General features: G+C 61.5%; 12 protein-coding genes. 4 read left to right on the top strand and 8 right to left on the bottom strand.

What is annotated here, in order from left to right; genetic code table 11:
• Nucleotides 1-67: 67 nt before the first annotated feature.
• Entirely contained in the window at nt 68-1,033 is a 966-nt protein-coding gene (locus WNY80_RS04655) for an AEC family transporter (protein WP_342886154.1), read from the bottom strand.
• A 135-nt stretch (nt 1,034-1,168) separates the two neighbouring features.
• On the opposite strand from WNY80_RS04655, the gene hspQ reads away from it, so the two are divergent.
• Nucleotides 1,169-1,498 carry a heat shock protein HspQ gene (gene hspQ, locus WNY80_RS04650; protein ID WP_342886153.1) on the top strand — a complete coding sequence of 110 codons (330 nt, stop codon included), beginning with the start codon at nt 1,169-1,171 and terminating at the stop codon, nt 1,496-1,498.
• Nucleotides 1,499-1,593: 95 nt separating this feature from the next.
• Here the strand turns inward: hspQ and WNY80_RS04645 are convergent, their stop codons facing one another.
• Nucleotides 1,594-2,202 (bottom strand): invasion associated locus B family protein, encoded by a 609-nt coding sequence (locus tag WNY80_RS04645; protein ID WP_342886152.1) that lies wholly within the window; start codon nt 2,200-2,202, stop codon nt 1,594-1,596.
• 301 nt (nt 2,203-2,503) lie between these two features.
• Here WNY80_RS04645 and WNY80_RS04640 point away from each other — a divergent pair, with 301 nt between their 5' ends.
• Together WNY80_RS04640 and WNY80_RS04635 are read left to right on the top strand one after the other, a co-directional pair.
• Complete coding sequence (locus WNY80_RS04640) at nt 2,504-4,327, top strand: extracellular solute-binding protein (RefSeq protein ID WP_342886151.1); 1,824 nt, start codon at nt 2,504-2,506, stop codon at nt 4,325-4,327.
• A gap of 35 nt (nt 4,328-4,362) precedes the next feature.
• Entirely contained in the window at nt 4,363-5,046 is a 684-nt protein-coding gene (locus WNY80_RS04635) for a DsbA family oxidoreductase (RefSeq protein ID WP_342886150.1), read from the top strand.
• 85 nt (nt 5,047-5,131) lie between these two features.
• On the opposite strand, the gene WNY80_RS04630 is transcribed toward WNY80_RS04635, so the two are convergent.
• The 4 genes from WNY80_RS04630 to WNY80_RS04615 form a co-directional block, all read right to left on the bottom strand.
• Nucleotides 5,132-6,433, bottom strand: a complete 1,302-nt coding sequence (locus tag WNY80_RS04630) for an MFS transporter (RefSeq protein ID WP_342886313.1) — start codon at nt 6,431-6,433, stop codon at nt 5,132-5,134.
• A 219-nt stretch (nt 6,434-6,652) separates the two neighbouring features.
• A complete protein-coding gene (locus WNY80_RS04625; RefSeq protein WP_342886149.1) occupies nt 6,653-7,771 on the bottom strand; it encodes a metallophosphoesterase in 1,119 nt (372 codons plus the stop codon).
• 79 nt (nt 7,772-7,850) lie between these two features.
• Nucleotides 7,851-11,366 (bottom strand): transcription-repair coupling factor, encoded by a 3,516-nt coding sequence (mfd, locus tag WNY80_RS04620; protein ID WP_342886148.1) that lies wholly within the window; start codon nt 11,364-11,366, stop codon nt 7,851-7,853.
• Nucleotides 11,363-11,686 carry a succinate dehydrogenase assembly factor 2 gene (locus WNY80_RS04615; protein WP_342886147.1) on the bottom strand — a complete coding sequence of 108 codons (324 nt, stop codon included), beginning with the start codon at nt 11,684-11,686 and terminating at the stop codon, nt 11,363-11,365. Before WNY80_RS04615 ends, mfd begins: the two co-directional genes overlap by 4 nt.
• A gap of 93 nt (nt 11,687-11,779) precedes the next feature.
• On the opposite strand from WNY80_RS04615, the gene recG reads away from it, so the two are divergent.
• Nucleotides 11,780-13,897 (top strand): ATP-dependent DNA helicase RecG, encoded by a 2,118-nt coding sequence (recG, locus tag WNY80_RS04610; RefSeq protein ID WP_342886146.1) that lies wholly within the window; start codon nt 11,780-11,782, stop codon nt 13,895-13,897.
• 5 nt (nt 13,898-13,902) lie between these two features.
• Here recG and WNY80_RS04605 read toward each other — a convergent pair whose 3' ends face one another.
• Together WNY80_RS04605 and glmS are read right to left on the bottom strand one after the other, a co-directional pair.
• Nucleotides 13,903-14,583 carry a DUF502 domain-containing protein gene (locus tag WNY80_RS04605; RefSeq protein ID WP_342886145.1) on the bottom strand — a complete coding sequence of 227 codons (681 nt, stop codon included), beginning with the start codon at nt 14,581-14,583 and terminating at the stop codon, nt 13,903-13,905.
• 100 nt (nt 14,584-14,683) lie between these two features.
• Nucleotides 14,684-16,510: a glutamine--fructose-6-phosphate transaminase (isomerizing) gene (gene glmS / locus WNY80_RS04600; protein ID WP_342886144.1), complete on the bottom strand. Its 1,827-nt coding sequence runs from the start codon at nt 16,508-16,510 to the stop codon at nt 14,684-14,686.
• Nucleotides 16,511-16,601: the final 91 nt, after the last annotated feature.

The following is a 16,601-nucleotide window of genomic DNA, read 5'->3' as shown; positions in this document are numbered from 1 at the left end:
TGCAAGCCCTTGAATGCATATATTATATGTCACTAATTAAAGCTGCGCTGGCGCTTGGGCATGCTGGTCAGCCGGGAAACAGGTCCGGCGGCAGCGTTCCGCTGGTAATCAGCCAGAGCAGCGCCGACACGGTCAACACGCTGCTGACGGTGGTGACCAGCACCGTGGCCGAGGCCCGCTCGACCCAAGTCGAATATTGCTGCGCGATTACGAACACGTTGGTGGCCGTCGGCAGGGATGCCAGCAACACCGCGGTGTAAACCCACACCGGATCGAAATTGCCCATGGCGCTCAGGCCGACATACATCATCACCGGATGCGCGATCAGTTTCATCGGTACAATGTAGCCGAGCTCGACCGGCACCCGTTTGAGCGGCCTCAGCGCCAGCGTGACTCCCATGGCAAACAGCGCGCAGGGGGCTGCCGCCTGTGCAAGATAGTCGATCAGGCGTCCGACAGGCACCGGCGGCACGAATTCCAGCCAGGCCGCCGCCACACCCACAACGGTCGCAAGGATGAAGGGGTGAAAGGCGATCTTGCGCGTCACCCCGAGTGCCAGAGCCCGCGCGCTGCGGTGATCCCCGCCGGCAAGCGCCATCATCATCGGTGCGATGGTGAAATGCATGATGTTCTCGAAACAGAAGATCAGCGCCACCGGAACCGCTGCCGGTTCGCCGAATGCGAGAATGGCGATGCCCGGGCCCATGTAGCCGATATTGCCATAGGCGCCTGCAAGTCCCTGCACCGTGGCCTCGCCGATCGGGGCGCGGCGGATCAGGATGCTCGCGGCAAACACCAGCGCGAACACCGTATAGGTCACCACCATGCTGGTCACGATGTAGTCCCAGCGCGCCAGCTGTTCGATCGGCGTGCGTGCCAGGAGCTTGAAAAACAGGGCCGGAAGCGAAACATATATGATGAAGGTGTTGAGCCAGCCCATCGCCTCGTGCGGCTGTTTGGTGATCCGGGCCGTAATGTAACCGAGCAGGATCAGGCCGAAAAACGGCAGCACAAGACCAGTGATTTCAGCCATACTTGATACCTGCGAGAGCTGTTAATACAATGCTTCAGCCTTTGCAGGGGGTAGGTTCCCGACGCATCGTCGTCAAGGCCAAACAGTTGAACTCCTGGTCAAACTTCCCATGTAATTGACCAAAGGAAGAGAGACATGCAGGTCAAACAAGCCAAATTTCACATCGGTCAAATCGTCAAGCACCGGATTTTCCCGTTCCGCGGCGTTATATTCGATGTTGACCCGGTCTATGCCAATACCGAGGAATGGTGGAACGCCATTCCCGAGAACGTGCGACCGCGCAAGGACCAGCCGTTCTATCATCTGCTGGCCGAAAACAATGAGACTGAATATGTCGCCTACGTGTCGGAGCAGAACCTGCTGATCGATGACAGCGACCACCCGGTGCGTCATCCGCAGCTGGCCGAGTTCTTTGAGGCTCAGGTCGATGGCACCTACAAGCCCAAGGAGCGGGTCAGCCACTGATCCCCGAGGGGCGCTGACAGCGTCGGCATGTACGAAGTGAAAAGGCCCGGATGCGATGGACGCATCCGGGCCTTTTCAGTTGAATTCTGAGGCAATCAGTTCTTCTTGGCTGCGGCCTGTGCTTCTTCCAGCTTCTTGCGGGCTTCGTCGGCCTTCTTGGCCATTTCTTCCTGCAGCAGACGCTGGCGTTCCTGAAGCTCGGACTGGGCGATCGGGTCGCCGTCATAGGCCTGGGTGAAGCCTTCCAGCGTGATCTTCAGCGGGTTCGGCGTACGCTGGTAGTTGATCGAAGTCAGAACCAGTTCGCCACCCTTCTTGAAAGAAGCGACCATGGCGTCGGTCAGAGGCACTTCGGCAACGCAGGTTTCAGGCATGCAGATCGCATACTCCAGGCGCTGGGCCTGTCCGCCATCGACCTGCAGGTTGATGCCCGGCTGGATCATGCGGGCGGTCGGGACCGTTACCTGCATGATCATGCGGTTGACCTTGCCGGTCACCTTGATCAGGCCGACGGCTGTCAGCAGCTGACCTGTCGGGGCCGTGACAATGTTTTGCACGATGCAGACATCATTGTCTTCCTGTTTGGTGCAGGTCTTGTACCAGCCCTGGTTTGCACCCTGAGCGGAAGCAGTCGCCGGCATGAATGCGGCGGCGACGCCAACCGACATGAAAGATGCGAAAAGGGTCTTTGTGATGGCGTTCATTTGTTTCCATTACTCCTGAAATGCGGCCCCGGGGCAGCGAAGGGTTCGCGCGTACTCTGCGCCCTCATGTATATAGCGCGCCTTCTCGATTGAAAATGCGGCAACAGCAAGGCTTGTTTCGCGTTCCTGTTAACGCGTGGAGACGCCAATATCCAGCCCGGAGGGCGGCTTAGCTCAAAAAAATCGGCCCCTGCCCGGTCAATGGTGGTCTGTCTGGGCAGGCCCGTATATCCTCCGGACTTGGATTCGGCGGCATCGTCTCCCGCATCGTTGCCGCCTGTCAGACCTTGGAGAATGGACAATGAAACAATTGCTGGCGGCATTGACCGTGGTTGCAGGCGTTCTGACCGGCACGCTTGCAGGTGCGCGTGCCGAACCGGTCCATGCCATCGCCATGCACGGCGAACCTGCGCTCCCGGCCGACTTCACCCATCTGCCCTACGTCAATCCCGATGCGCCCAAGGGCGGCAAGGTAACCTATGGCGTCGTCGGCACATTCGACAGCGTCCGGCCCTTCATCGTCAGGAGCATGCGCACGACGGCCCGCGGACTTGCAGACCCTGTCTTCGGCAATCTCGTCTACGAAACCCTGATGCAACGCTCCCAGGACGAACCCTTCACCCTTTATGGATTGCTGGCCGAGACGGTTGAGTGGGACGAAGAGCGCAGCTTCATCCAGTACAACATCAATCCCGCCGCGCGCTGGTCTGACGGCGAACCGGTGACTGCCGATGACGTGATCTTCACCATGGAGTTGCTCAGGGACAAGGGGCGCCCACCCTACTCCACCCGTCTCAACCGGGTCGCCAGCATGGAAAAGGTCGGCCCCCTCTCCGTGCGTTTCACCTTCAATGACAGTTCCAACCGGGAGTTTCCGCTGATCCTGTCACTCTCGCCGGTGCTGCCGAAACATGCCACCGATGTCGAAACCTTCGACCAGTCGACGCTGACGCCGGGGATCGGTTCCGGTCCTTATCTGGTCAGCGAAGTCAAACCCGGCGAGCGCATCACCTACACGCGCCGCGATGATTACTGGGCCAAAGACCTGCCAATCAAGCGCGGCATCGACAATTACGATCAGATCGCCATCGAGTACTTCCTCTCCGAAACGGCCCAGTTCGAGGCGTTCAAGAAGGGTGTCTTCGACGTCTATCCCGACGGCAGCGCCACCAACTGGTCACGCGGCTATGATTTCCCCGCCGTCACCTCGGGCGAGATAGTCCGCAAGGAATATGAAAGCCAGACGCCATCGGGCATGTACGGTTTTGTCTTCAACACGCGCAGGGCGCTGTTCGAGGATGTCCGGGTCCGCCGCGCGCTGACGATGCTTTTCGATTTCGAATGGGCCAACCGCAGCCTCTATGACAACACCTACAAGCGCACCCATTCGTTCTGGGACGGCTCGGAGCTGTCAAGCTACGGCAAGCCCGCAGATGCGCGTGAACGCGAGATCCTGGCCCCCTTCCCGGACGCTGTGTCCAAAGACATTCTGGAGGGAACCTGGGAGCTTCCGGTCACCGACGGCTCGGGCCGCGACCGCAAGGTGCAGCGCGCGGCGCTGACGCTGCTGCAGGAGGCGGGTTACCGGATCAAGGACGGCAAGCTGATCGACGCGAACGGCAGGCATTTCGCCTTTGACCTGATGACCCAGAACGAGGGGCAGGAAAAATTGGCGATTGCCTTCCAGCGCTCGCTCGCAGCGCTCGGTATCGATATGTCGATCCGCACGGTCGACGACGCGCAGTACCAGCAGCGCTCGCAGACCTTCGACTACGACATGATCATGAAGGCGTTTTCATCGTCGCTGTCGCCCGGCGCGGAACAGCTCAACCGCTGGGGATCGGCATCCCGCGACATTCAGGGATCGTTCAATTTTGCCGGCGCCGCCAGCCCGGCGATTGATGCCGCAATCGATGCCATGCTGAACGCCCGCACCGCTGATGATTTCCGCTCGTCGGTGCGCGCCTATGACCGTGTTTTGCTGTCCGGCCACTACGTGATTCCCGCCTTCCATCTCGGCAAATCCTGGGTTGCGCACCGCAGCCGGATCGCCGAACCGGAGGGCGAACCGCCGCTGTACGGCTATTATTTGCCGGCCTGGTGGGATACGACCGCCGCACGCTAAGATACTGACCTTGTAAACACCCGAAAGGTGATGTCATGACTGCTCCCACATTGACCATCGATGTTGTCTCCGATGTGATGTGCCCCTGGTGCTACATCGGCAAGCGCAGGCTTGAAGCCGCACTTGACGACGTCCGCGACGAGATTGATGTCGAGGTGCGCTGGCGGCCCTATCAGCTCGACCCGACATTGCCCAAGGAAGGCAAGGACCGGCAGCAATATCTCGAGGACAAGTTCGGCGGTGCCGCCGGTGCGGAACAGGCCTATGCCGCGGTCCGCCAGGCCGGTGCGGATGAAGACATTCCCTTTGCCTTCGACAAGATAAAGGTCTCCGCCAACACCCATGATGCCCACAGGCTGATCCGCTGGGCCAGTGCGCTGGGTCTGCCGGCGCAGCACCAGATGGTCGACTTGCTGTTCAAGGCCTATTTCGAGGACGGCAAGAGCCTCGGCGACGACAGCGTGCTGATCGAGGCCGCCGAACAGGTTGGACTTGAAGCCCCCGTGGTCGAGCGGTTGCTCGCAGGCGACGCCGACCGCGATACCGTCAGCGCCGAAATCGACCAGGCGCGTCAGATGGGTGTCACCGGTGTGCCTTGCTTCATCATCGACACGCAGTATGCCGTTGTCGGCGCCCAGTCAGCCGAGGCGCTGGCTGATGCAATGCGCAAGATCGTTGCCAGCCGGGCCAACGAGGCGGAAGCTCCGGCCAAGGACTGAGCCGCGCCTGCGGCACACTCACTCAAACAACGAACCCTGTTCCGGACTCTGCTCGGGCAAGGTCCGGCAGATGGCGAGACCGCGCTTAACCCGCGGTCTCGTAACGTGCACGGCTGAGACTGATCACCGCCGATACGGCCGCGCACAGGCCAGCAAGCACCAGCGCGATTTTGGGCGCATGATCCAGAGGCACAAGCGCGAAGATGATCGACATCGAGATGGCACCCGTTGTCTGGCCCAGGAGCCGTGCGGTCCCCTGCATGGCACCCGCCGCACCGCTGCGGGCCTTCGGCGCCGACAGCAGCAATATGCGGTTGTTGGGCGTCTGGAAAAGACCGAAGCCGATACCGGCGAGCGTTGTGCCGATGAGGAAAGCAATGGCCTTTGCATCGGGCGGGCACAGGCCGGCAATCAGCAGTCCAGTCGCCAGCAGCGCGCCGCCCGATGCACACAGCCATGCCGTCTTGATGCGATCGGCCAGCCGACCGGAAATCGGAGCCGCGATGATCGTGGCGATGGGCCATGGCATCATGTAGAGCCCGGTCAGCGCCGGAGTCATTCCCATGGTGTGATGCAGGTAGAACGGAAGCGCGACATAGGCCAGCATCTGACCGGTAAAGCAGGCAACCGAGGCGATGACGGCGACGCGAAAGCCGGGCTCGGCCAAAAGATCGGTCGGCACGATCGGTGCCGTTGTGTTGCGTTCGAGCCGCAGCAGTACAAACAGGCACAGGATCGAACTTCCGATCAGCACGGCGCCGCTGATGGGCGCGCTGGCAATCTGTTCCGCTCCTGAAAAGAACAGGATGAACATCGCCGTGTTGACCAGCAATGCACCAACATTGAGCCGCCGCTTCACGCCGTCCATGTTCCCCAGGAAACCACCAAGCAGCAGGATGACGGCTCCCAGCGGGATGTTGACGGCAAACAGCCAGGGCCAGCTCGCTACCGAAAGGATGGCTCCCGCCACACCTGGTCCCGCAGCCGCCGAAATCGCGATGGTCATGGCGTTGAAACCGATGATGGTTCCGAGCATCCGCTGTGGAACCGCAAAACGCAGGTTCATTGCCGCCAATGCCATGATGGCGCCGCCGCCCAATCCCTGGGCAAATCGCGCGGCCACCAGCACTGGCAGGCTTCCAGCCAGCGCACAGGCCGCCGATGCCAGGGTGAACAGCGCCACCCCGAAGAGGAAGACGCGCCGCGGCCCGTAGATCTCACCCAGCGCGCCGCAGGGCAGAAGTGCGACAAGCACGGCGAGCTGATAACTTGAGACCACCCAGACCGTATCGCTGGGATGCGCGCCGAGTGAAGTGGCGATCGACGGCAATACGACATTGGCAATTGCGCCGTCAAGGACGACGAGAACGAGTGAAAGCAGCAGCACGGCAACAGCAAGCTGTCGCCGGGGCGCAGGCAGCCCGTCGTCGGTTGGTTCGAGAAGTGTTGGCTGAGGCATTTCGATCAATTCATCTTCTGGTCAATCCAGCGATACCCGCACCTCACCGATTCCGCCAGATCAGTGCTGGAGTTTTGTCGTGGTGCAGACACATGCGCCCCCTGCAGCTGCGCCAACACAGCGGCAGGCAGTCCGGAAAGAAACCCTTCAGGTCTTTTTCCGCAGGGTGATGCGCGTGAGCTCGGCCGGCCGTCCCAAGCGCAGGGCAAAGCCCGGCCAAAGCGCGGTGCCGTTGCTCACGTAAAGCTGCATCGAGCCGACCTGGTAAAGCCCGGAAACAAAACCGTTGTTGGCCCGCGCCAGCAGCCTGTCCATGCCGCGGATCATTCCGCCGTGGGTATGTCCGGACAGCTGCAGCGCCACCCCCGCTTCCGCGGCTTTTCTCGCCTGCATCGGCTGATGGTCGAGCAGGATCACCGGCGTCGCGTCAGGCGCACCGTCGAGCGCCGCGGCAAGATCCGGAGCAGCATAACCATTGTGTCCAGCCGACCGGTCAGGAACACCCGCAACCACCAGCCTGGCTGCACCGCGCTCGATGACGGCGTGGCTGTTGGCAAGCAACCGCATGTCCATGGCTTCGAAGTGTTCCATGAAGGCGCCGGCGTCGAAGAAATATTCATGGTTGCCTGAAATGGCGTAAATGCCGTCACGGGCGGAGAGTTCGCGCAACGGTTCGACGTCGGCACGCCGGTGTTCGAGACTTCCGTCGATGAAGTCACCGGTGATGACAACAAGATCGGCATCAAGAGCGTTTGTCTTTGCCACCATGGCTTCTGTCCAGGCAGCCGGAAACAACCGGCTGATGTGCAGATCCGTCAATTGCACGAGCTTGTATCCGTCAAACGCGGGGTCAAGCCCCGGAATGGCGATCTCGATATCCTTGAGCGGCGGAACCATAATGGCCCGGTTCACACCGAACGACGCCAGGGCAAGGGCTGCTAAACCTGCCGCATAGCGCAGCTCCGGTGCGACGGCAGGGAAATTGCCGGTGAAAACCATCACCACAAGCGAGCCTGCATCCAGCGCTAGCTGGAACACGGCCAGCAGGAAGATGGCGCCAAACAGCACGTTGAAAGCAATCACCAGAGGCCTGGGAAACTCGGGCGCAAACACCGAGCCTGACGAAAGCCGGCTGAAAAAGTGGTATTGCGAAGCAATCAGCAGAACCAGACCCAGCAGAACCTTCAGCGTCCAGGGCCAGGGCATCGGCAGGATGAAGCGGACAAGCACGATCAGCCACAACAGCCCGGTTACAACTTTGAACATCACATTCGCCTTTGCTGAAGCGAGAAAACCTGCGCCAGCGGACGCCGCGCATGACCGGGAAAGGAGCCCAGCGCCGCCCTCACCCGCTCTTGCCCGCCAGTTCCGCGAGATGGGTCATCACGACGGCAGCGCCGTTGAGCCGCTTCTCCGGTGTCGGCAGGTCGCGGATGAACACCACGCTCTGGTCGGGTCGGATCTTGGCGAGATTGCCCTGCTTGGAAATGTGCTGGACCAGGCCGGCAGGATTGGGGAATTCCTTGTTGCGGAACTGCACCACCACGCCCTTCGGCCCGGCATCGAGCTTCTCGACATTGGCCTTGCGGCAGAGCGCCTTGATGAAGACGATCTTGAGCAGGTGTTGCACCTCTGTCGGCAAGGGTCCGAAACGGTCGATCATCTCGGCTCCGAAACCGTCGATATCGGTGACATCGGTGATTTCGCCCAGCCTGCGGTAAAGCCCAAGCCGCAAATGCAGATCCGGAACATAGTCTTCCGGGATCATCACCGGCGTGCCGACCGTGATCTGCGGCGACCAGCCGGTGTCGACCAGTTCGTTCTCGCCACGCACCTCGGCAACCGCCTCCTCCAGCATGTGCTGGTAGAGCTCGAAACCGACTTCCTTGATGTGGCCCGATTGCTCCTCGCCCAGCAGGTTGCCGGCACCGCGGATATCGAGATCGTGGCTTGCAAGCTGGAAGCCGGCGCCGAGCGTATCGAGCGATTGCAGCACCTTGAGCCGCTTGTCGGCCGTTGCGGTCAGCAGCTTGTTGACCGGCAACGTGAACAGCGCAAACGCCCGTACCTTGGACCGGCCGACGCGGCCACGAAGCTGGTAGAGCTGGGCCAGACCGAACATGTCGGCACGATGCACGATCAGCGTGTTGGCGGTTGGCACATCAAGACCCGATTCAACGATCGTCGTCGACAACAGCACGTCATACTGGCCGTCATAGAACGCGTTCATGATGTCATCGAGTTCGCCTGCCCCCATCTGGCCGTGGGCGACAGCGAATTTCAGTTCCGGCACATCCGAGCGCAGGAAGGCCGCCACATCCTCGAGATCCGCGAGCCGCGGACAGACGTAGAAACTCTGCCCGCCGCGATAGTGTTCGCGCATCAGCGTCTCGCGCACGGTGACGGGATCGAACGGTGAGATGAAGGTTCGCACCGCCATCCGGTCGACCGGCGGCGTGGTGATCAGCGACAATTCCCGCACGCCGGTCATCGCCAGTTGAAGCGTGCGCGGGATCGGGGTTGCCGAAAGCGTCAGCACATGCACGTCGCTCTTCAGCTCCTTGAGCCGTTCCTTGTGCTTGACCCCGAAATGCTGCTCCTCGTCGATGATCAGCAGACCCAGGTTGGCAAACTGGATCGACGAGCCGAGCAGCGCATGGGTGCCGACCACGATATCGGTCTTGCCCGTTGCCAGTTCCGCCTTGGTCAACGCCAGTTCTTTGGCGCCGACCAGCCGCGAAGCCTGGGCGATCCGGACCGGATAACCGCGCAACCGCTCGGTGAAGGTCTTGAAATGCTGCCGCGCCAAGAGCGTCGTCGGAACCACCACCGCCACCTGAACCCCGTTCATCGCAGCGATGAAGGCCGCGCGCAGTGCAACCTCGGTCTTGCCGAAGCCGACATCGCCGCAGACCAGCCGGTCCATCGGCTGCCCGGCCGCCAGATCGTCACGCACCCGCTCAATCGCCGCCATCTGGTCTTCGGTCTCGTCATAGGGAAAACGGGCGGAAAATTCGTCGTAAAGCCCCTCTGGGGCAGCCAGCGCCGGCGCAGAGCGCATATGCCGCTCCGCCGCAATGCGGATCAGCCCTTCGGCCATGTCCAGAAGCCGCTTTTTCAGCTTGGCCTTGCGCGATTGCCAGGCAACGCCGCCGAGCCTGTCGAGCTGAACTTCGGCGCTGTCCGATCCATAGCGGGTCAGAAGCTCGATGTTCTCGACCGGCAGGAACAGCTTGGCATCGCCGGCATAATGCAATTCAAGGCAGGCATGCGGCGCCCCGGCAGCCTCGATCGTGCGCAGGCCGATGAACTGGCCGATGCCGTGTTCGGCGTGGACAACGTAATTGCCTTCGTCGAGTCCGGACACCTCGGAAATGTAGTCTGCACCGCGGCGCTTGCGCTTGGCGCGCCGCACCAGCCGGTCGCCGAGCACATCCTGCTCGCCGATGACGACGAGGTCATCGATTTCGTAGCCGCCCTCGATTGCGAGCACCGCGGCTGCGGCTTCACCGGGCTTGAGCTTGTCGAGTTCCGCGTGGCTGTTGACCCGGACCACGCGCTTGAGCCCATGCTCGTCGGTGACCTGCAACAACCGGTCGAGCGAGCCTTCGGTCCAGGCCGTGATCAGGACCTTGCGCCCTTCGGTGCGTTTCACCCCGACATGGGCGACCAGTTTTTCAAACAGGTTGGTCCGGCCACCCTCTTCCGTTTTGTCGGCCTCGGCATCTGCTGCCCAGCGCGGCCCTGTTCGGGTTGGAAGATCGATCACCCGGCGCGCCGAATTCTCAGGTTCGTGGAATGGCGTCAGCCGTATCGCATTCGATGCCTCGAGCATTGCCACGAGATCCGGCGCGTCGAGATACAGAAGATCCGGTTCAATTGCCTTGTACGGCGTGGCCTGGACACCGCGGCCTTTCTCGATGCTTTGTGCCGCCTGCCGTGCCTCGTAATGGTCAACGATTTGCGCCCGGCGTTCACTCGCGGCTTCGGCCAGCATGTGGTCGCTGGAAATCCGGAAACCGTCGAGATAGTCGAACACCGTCTGCATTTCGTCGTGAAACAGTGGCAGCCAGTGCTCCATGCCCGGGTAACGGCGACCTTCGCTGATGGCGACATAGAGCGCGTCATCGCGGGTTGCTGCCCCGAACATGGCGAGATAATTGGTGCGGAACCGGCTGATGGTTTCCGGCTCGAGCGTGACTTCGCTCATCGCGTTGAGTGCCAATTCCTTGGCCTGTCCGGTGGTGCGCTGCGACGCCGGATCGAAATACCTCACGCTTTCAAGCGTATCGCCAAAGAAATCGAGCCGCACCGGCTCTTCCGCGCCGGGAACGAAGACATCGAGAATACCGCCACGGACGGCGTATTCTCCGACTTCGCGCACGGTATCCACCCGTTCGAAACCATTCTTGATCAGGCTGCCTGAGAGGTCTTCCATCTTCAGCCGGTTGCCGGCGCGGGCCGTGAAGCCGAGCCCGGAAACCACCGATCGGGAGGGAACCCGCTGCAGCATGGCGTTGACGGTGACCAGCAGGATCGCCGGATGCGGATTTTCCGAGAAATGCGCCAGCGAAGACAGGGCAGCGAGCCTGCGGGCAGAAATGTCGGCGCCCGGCGACACCCGGTCATAGGGAAGGCAATCCCAGCCGGGCAAGGTCAGCACCGGGATGTCCGGCGCGAAAAACGCCAGGTTCTGCTCAAGATCGGCCATCCGCTGACCATCGGAAATGATGTGGGCCAGCGGACCCGCAGACCGCGCCATCTCCGCCAGCGCCAGGGCTTCCATGCCCTGCGGCACGCCCGACAGAGTGACCGGCGTTACCGCGCCGGAGATCTCGGCAACCGGAATAACGGGTTTCATGGTTTGCTCGCAGGCCCTTCCGGCCCCGTTTCCTGCGGATCGAAATCCGGAACATAGGCCCGCATCCGGTCAAACAGGTCGGTGCGGAAGCGCTCCGGCGTTTCGGCTTCGCCGGTGACCCAGCGGAAAATGTCGGCATCCTCCTCGGCCATCAGCAATTCGAGCTGATCGAGTTCCGCCTCGCTCAGGTCCCCGATTTCGGCATCGGCAAATCCGCCGATCACCAGATCCATTTCCCGGATGCCACGTCGCCAGGCCCGCACCAGAATGCGGCGGCGGCGCGGATCAAGGTCGGCGCTTGAACGTGTTGTACCGGTCATGATGAGCCTTTTTTGGTTGGACGGTTTCCTTATCCTGTCGACGCGCAAATGTCAGCCTTGCCTTTGGCTCAAAATTGCCGTTCATCTGGATTCATGCGACCACTTCAACTCGATCCCCTGTTCAAACCCGTTGATAGCCTGCCCGGGATCGGCCCCAAGCTGGCCGAGGCGCTGGCCCGGGTGACCGGCCGGGATGGTCCGGAAGACACCCGCGCCCTCGATCTGTTGTTGCTGCCGCCGCACGGATTGATCGATCGCACTTTGCGTTCGGGCATCACCGAAGCACCGGAAGGCACCATTGCCACACTCAAGGTCAGGGTGGACCGCCACCAGCCTTCGCCTCCGGGCCGCAGAAGCGCGCCCTATCGGGTGTTTGTCCATGATGACACCGGCGAACTGGCGCTGACCTTTTTCCATTCCAAGCAGCAATGGCTCGAGAAGATCCTGCCGGTGGGCGAAACCGTTCTGGTCAGCGGCAAGGTCGAATGGTTCAATGGCAGGCCGTCGATGGTCCATCCGGACCATATCGCGCTGGAATCCGATGCGGCTAACTTTCCGCTGATCGAGCCGGTCTATCCGCTGACCGCCGGCCTGTCGCCGAAAATACTGCGACGATCGATCGATTCGGCGCTTGAACTCCTGCCCGAACTGCCCGAATGGTCGGACCCGCATCTGGTCAGTAAGAACAGTTTCCCGTCTTTTGCCGATGCGGTCCGCGAACTGCACCATCCCGAAACAGCCCTTGATATAGAGCCGCAAACGCCCGCGCGGCGCAGGCTGGCCTATGACGAACTGCTGGCGGGCCAGCTATCCCTGGCGCTTGTGCGCCAGACATTGCGCAAGCTGCCCGGCCATCCGGTGGTGGCGGAAGGCCGGTTTCGCCAGGCGATTCTCGACGCCCTGCCCTTCTCCCTGACCGGCAGCCAGACGACGGCTGTCGAGGAAATCCTCGCCGACATGGCCGGCAAGGATCGCATGTTGCGCCTGCTGCAGGGCGATGTCGGCTCCGGCAAGACCGCGGTGGCGATGCTCGCCATGGCCGATGCGGTGGAAGCCGGCGGTCAGGCCGTGCTGATGGCGCCGACAGAAATTCTCGCCCGTCAGCATCACGCCACGATCAGGAAAATGGCCGAGGCCGCGGGCATCGAGGTCGCGGTCCTGACCGCACGTGCCAAGGGCCGCGAACGCACCGAACTGCTCGAACGCATCGCAAGTGGCGAGGCCCAGATCGTTATCGGCACGCATGCGCTGTTCCAGGAATCTGTGATCTACAAGAACCTGACGCTGGCTGTGGTCGATGAACAGCACCGCTTCGGCGTTCACCAGCGCCTCAGGCTGACGGCAAAGGGCACCGCACCGCACATGCTGGTGATGACCGCCACGCCGATTCCACGCACCCTTGTGCTTGCCGCATTCGGTGACATGGATGTCTCCAAACTCACCGAAAAACCTGCAGGACGGCAGCCCATAGCCACCGTGACCATTCCCGACGAGCGCCTTGGCGAGATCGTCGATCGGCTGAAAAAGGCGCTTGAGGAAGGCAAAAAAGCCTACTGGATCTGCCCGCTTGTCGAGGATTCCGATCAGAGCGAACTGATGTCGGTGGAAAGCCGTCATGCAAGCCTGGCAAAGGCTTTCGGCAAGGATCTGGCACCTCTTGTCTCGCTGGTTCACGGCCGCATGACGTCGGAGGAAAAAGACCAGGCGATGAGCGCCTTCAAGAACGGTCAGACCCGCTTGCTCGTCGCCACCACGGTGATCGAGGTCGGTGTTGACGTGCCGGACGCCACCATCATGGTGATCGAGCATGCCGAACGGTTTGGTCTGGCGCAATTGCACCAGTTGCGTGGCCGTGTCGGCCGCGGCGATGGCGCATCAAGCTGCATCCTGCTTTACCACGGCCCGCTGGGTGAAACCGCCGGTGCGCGGCTACAGGTTCTGCGCGAGACCGAAGACGGATTTCGCATCGCCGAGGAAGATCTCAAGCTGCGCGGGGAAGGCGAAGTGCTGGGCACGAGGCAATCGGGTATGCCCGGCTTCAGGCTCGCCAATCTCAGCGCCCACGCCGATCTGCTGGAAATTGCCCGCAGCGATGCCCGCAATGTGCTCGAATCCGACCCGGCCTTGGCCGGGCCGCGGGGCGAAGCGCTCAGGATGCTGCTCTATCTGATGCGGCGCGACGAGGCTATCAGGTTCCTGCGCGCCGGCTGAAACGATCAGTCAGCCGCGGTTTTCGGCTTCGACTTGACCGGAAGCGTCCTTGGATAGTCCGGTGACACAAGACCGGCGGAGATAACCATCTTCGCGGCTTCCTCCACGCTCATGTCCAGCACGATGACATCCTTGCGCGGCACGAACAGCAGGAAACCCGAAGTCGGATTGGGCGTCGTCGGCAGGAACACCGACATTGAATCATCCTCGGGCAGCCGCGCGTTGACCTCGCCCTTGGTGTCGGTGGCGATGAAGACGATCGACCACAAACCCCGGCGTGGATATTCGATCAGCGCCGCTTGCTTGAAAGAGCCGCTCTGCTCTGCCAGCACGGTCTGGAATATCTGCTTGAGGCCCTTGTAGAGGCTGCGCACCAGCGGCATCCGGTCCAGCAGCGATTCCCCAAAGGAAATCACGGACCGGCCAACCAGGTTGGCTGTCAGGAAGCCGATCATCGTGATCAGGAAAAGCGCTGTCACCAGGCCGAAGCCGGGAACAGCAAACGGCAGATAGTAGTCGGGGTTGTAGATCGCCGGAATATAAGGCTTCACCCAGCTGTCGACCCAACCGATGAAGGTCCATGTCAGGTAGGCGGTGATGGCGAGCGGCGCAACGATGATCAGGCCTGTGAGAAAATAGTTTCTCAGCCGCCGCCCCGCGCCTATCCGTTTTATCTTCTCGGTCATTCTTCACCCTGCCTCATGGCACGCAAGACACCTCGTCCTGCAGTCCCCACTATATAGGGAACGCACAAAGGCGAAGACAAGTTCAACAGTGATGCGCCGGTTATTCGACGGTCACCGACTTCGCAAGATTGCGCGGCTGGTCGACATCGGTGCCCATGAAGACCGCGGTATGGTAGGCGATCAGCTGAACCGGCAGCGCATAGAGGATCGGCGTCACGATCTCGTTGACCTCGGGCATCACGATGGTTGCCATGGTTTCAAGCGTGGTCGCCGCAGCCCCCCTTTCGTCGGTGATCAGGATGATCTGTCCGCCGCGCGCCGCCACTTCCTGCATGTTGGAGACGGTTTTCTCGAAGTGCCGGTCATGCGGTGCGATCACGATCACCGGCATGTTCTCGTCGATCAGCGCGATCGGACCGTGCTTGAGTTCGCCCGCGGCATAGCCTTCGGCATGGATATAGGAAATTTCCTTGAGCTTGAGGGCGCCTTCCAGCGCCAGCGGAAAGCTGGTTCCGCGGCCGAGATACAGCACATCCTTGAAGCGCGAGAGTTCGCGCGACAAGGTCTCGATCTGCGGCTGGATCGACTGCAGGACTTCGTTGAACAGCCGCGGCGCCCCGACCAGCGCCTGCACCATTGCGGTTTCTTCCTCGGCGGAAAGCGTGCCGCGCGCGCGCCCGGCGATCATCGCCAGCGCCGCCAGAACCGAGAGCTGGCAGGTGAATGCCTTGGTTGAGGCCACGCCGATTTCCGGACCGGCAAGGGTCGGAAACACATCGTCGGATTCACGTGCAATCGTCGATTCGCGCACATTGACCACCGCGCCGATGGTCAGCTTGTTGTCGCGGCAATAGCGCAGCGACGCCAGCGTGTCGGCGGTTTCCCCGGACTGCGAGATGAACAGCGCCGCCATCTTGCCGGTGAGCGGCATTTCCCGGTAGCGGAATTCCGAAGCGACATCGATTTCCACCGGCAGCCGCGCAAAACGTTCGAACCAGTATTTGCCGATCAGCCCGGCGTAATAGGCGGTGCCGCAGGCCGACATCGCCAATCGGTCGAGATTGGCGAAATCTATACTTGAACTGTCGAGCTTCACCCGTCCCTCGGCAAAGTCGATGTAGTGGCTGAGCGTATGCGAGACCACTTCCGGCTGCTCGTAGATTTCCTTTTCCATGAAATGCCGGTGATTGCCCTTGTCGACGACATAGGCGGCACCTTGCGATTTCTGTCTCTTGCGCTCGACAGCATTGCCGCTGTGATCGTAGATCTCGAGCGTGTCGCGGGTAATGACCACCCAGTCGCCATCATCGAGATAGGTGATCTCGTCGGTAAACGGTGCCAGTGCGATCGCGTCGGAACCCAGGAACATCTCGCCCTCGCCATGCCCGACCGCCAGTGGCGGCCCGGAACGGGCGCCAAGTATCATGTCGGGCTGGTCTTCAAACAGCACTGCAAGCGCATAGGCGCCTTCCAGCCGGCTCAGTGCCTTCTGCATCGCTTCGCGCGGTGCAAGGCCCTCCTGCCGGTAGGCCGAAAGCAACTGTGCAACCACTTCGGTGTCGGTCTGGCTGTAGAACGTGGCGCCCTTGGCGGTCAGTTCGGCACGAAGGGGCGCGAAATTCTCGATGATGCCGTTATGGACGACGGCCACGCCCTGGCAGAAATGCGGATGCGCATTGCTTTCCGTCGGCGCACCATGTGTGGCCCAGCGCGTGTGGCCGATGCCGATCTGTCCTGCCAGGGGCTCTTCGCCCAGACGGCGGTCGAGATTGGCCAACTTGCCTTCAGCCCTCCGGCGATCCAGGTGGCCGTCATGAACCGTGGCGACACCGGCGGAATCATATCCGCGGTATTCAAGCCGTTTGAGCGCGTCCACCAGCAGCGGAGCCACTTCGCGCTTACCAACTATCCCGACTATGCCGCACATGCGTCTCTCCTGGGTAACGTGTTGGCCAAGCTCTTACCCAGCAACGCCTGTTTAGACCAGTGCCCCAAAGTGTTGGGACCGCTCAATTTTC

Origin of the sequence: Hoeflea sp. AS16, assembly GCF_038900095.1 — a bacterium.
GTDB lineage: Bacteria > Pseudomonadota > Alphaproteobacteria > Rhizobiales > Rhizobiaceae > Hoeflea.
The sequence above is the reverse complement of the archived record's forward strand: the minus strand, read 5'-3'. Positions and strand labels throughout refer to the sequence as shown.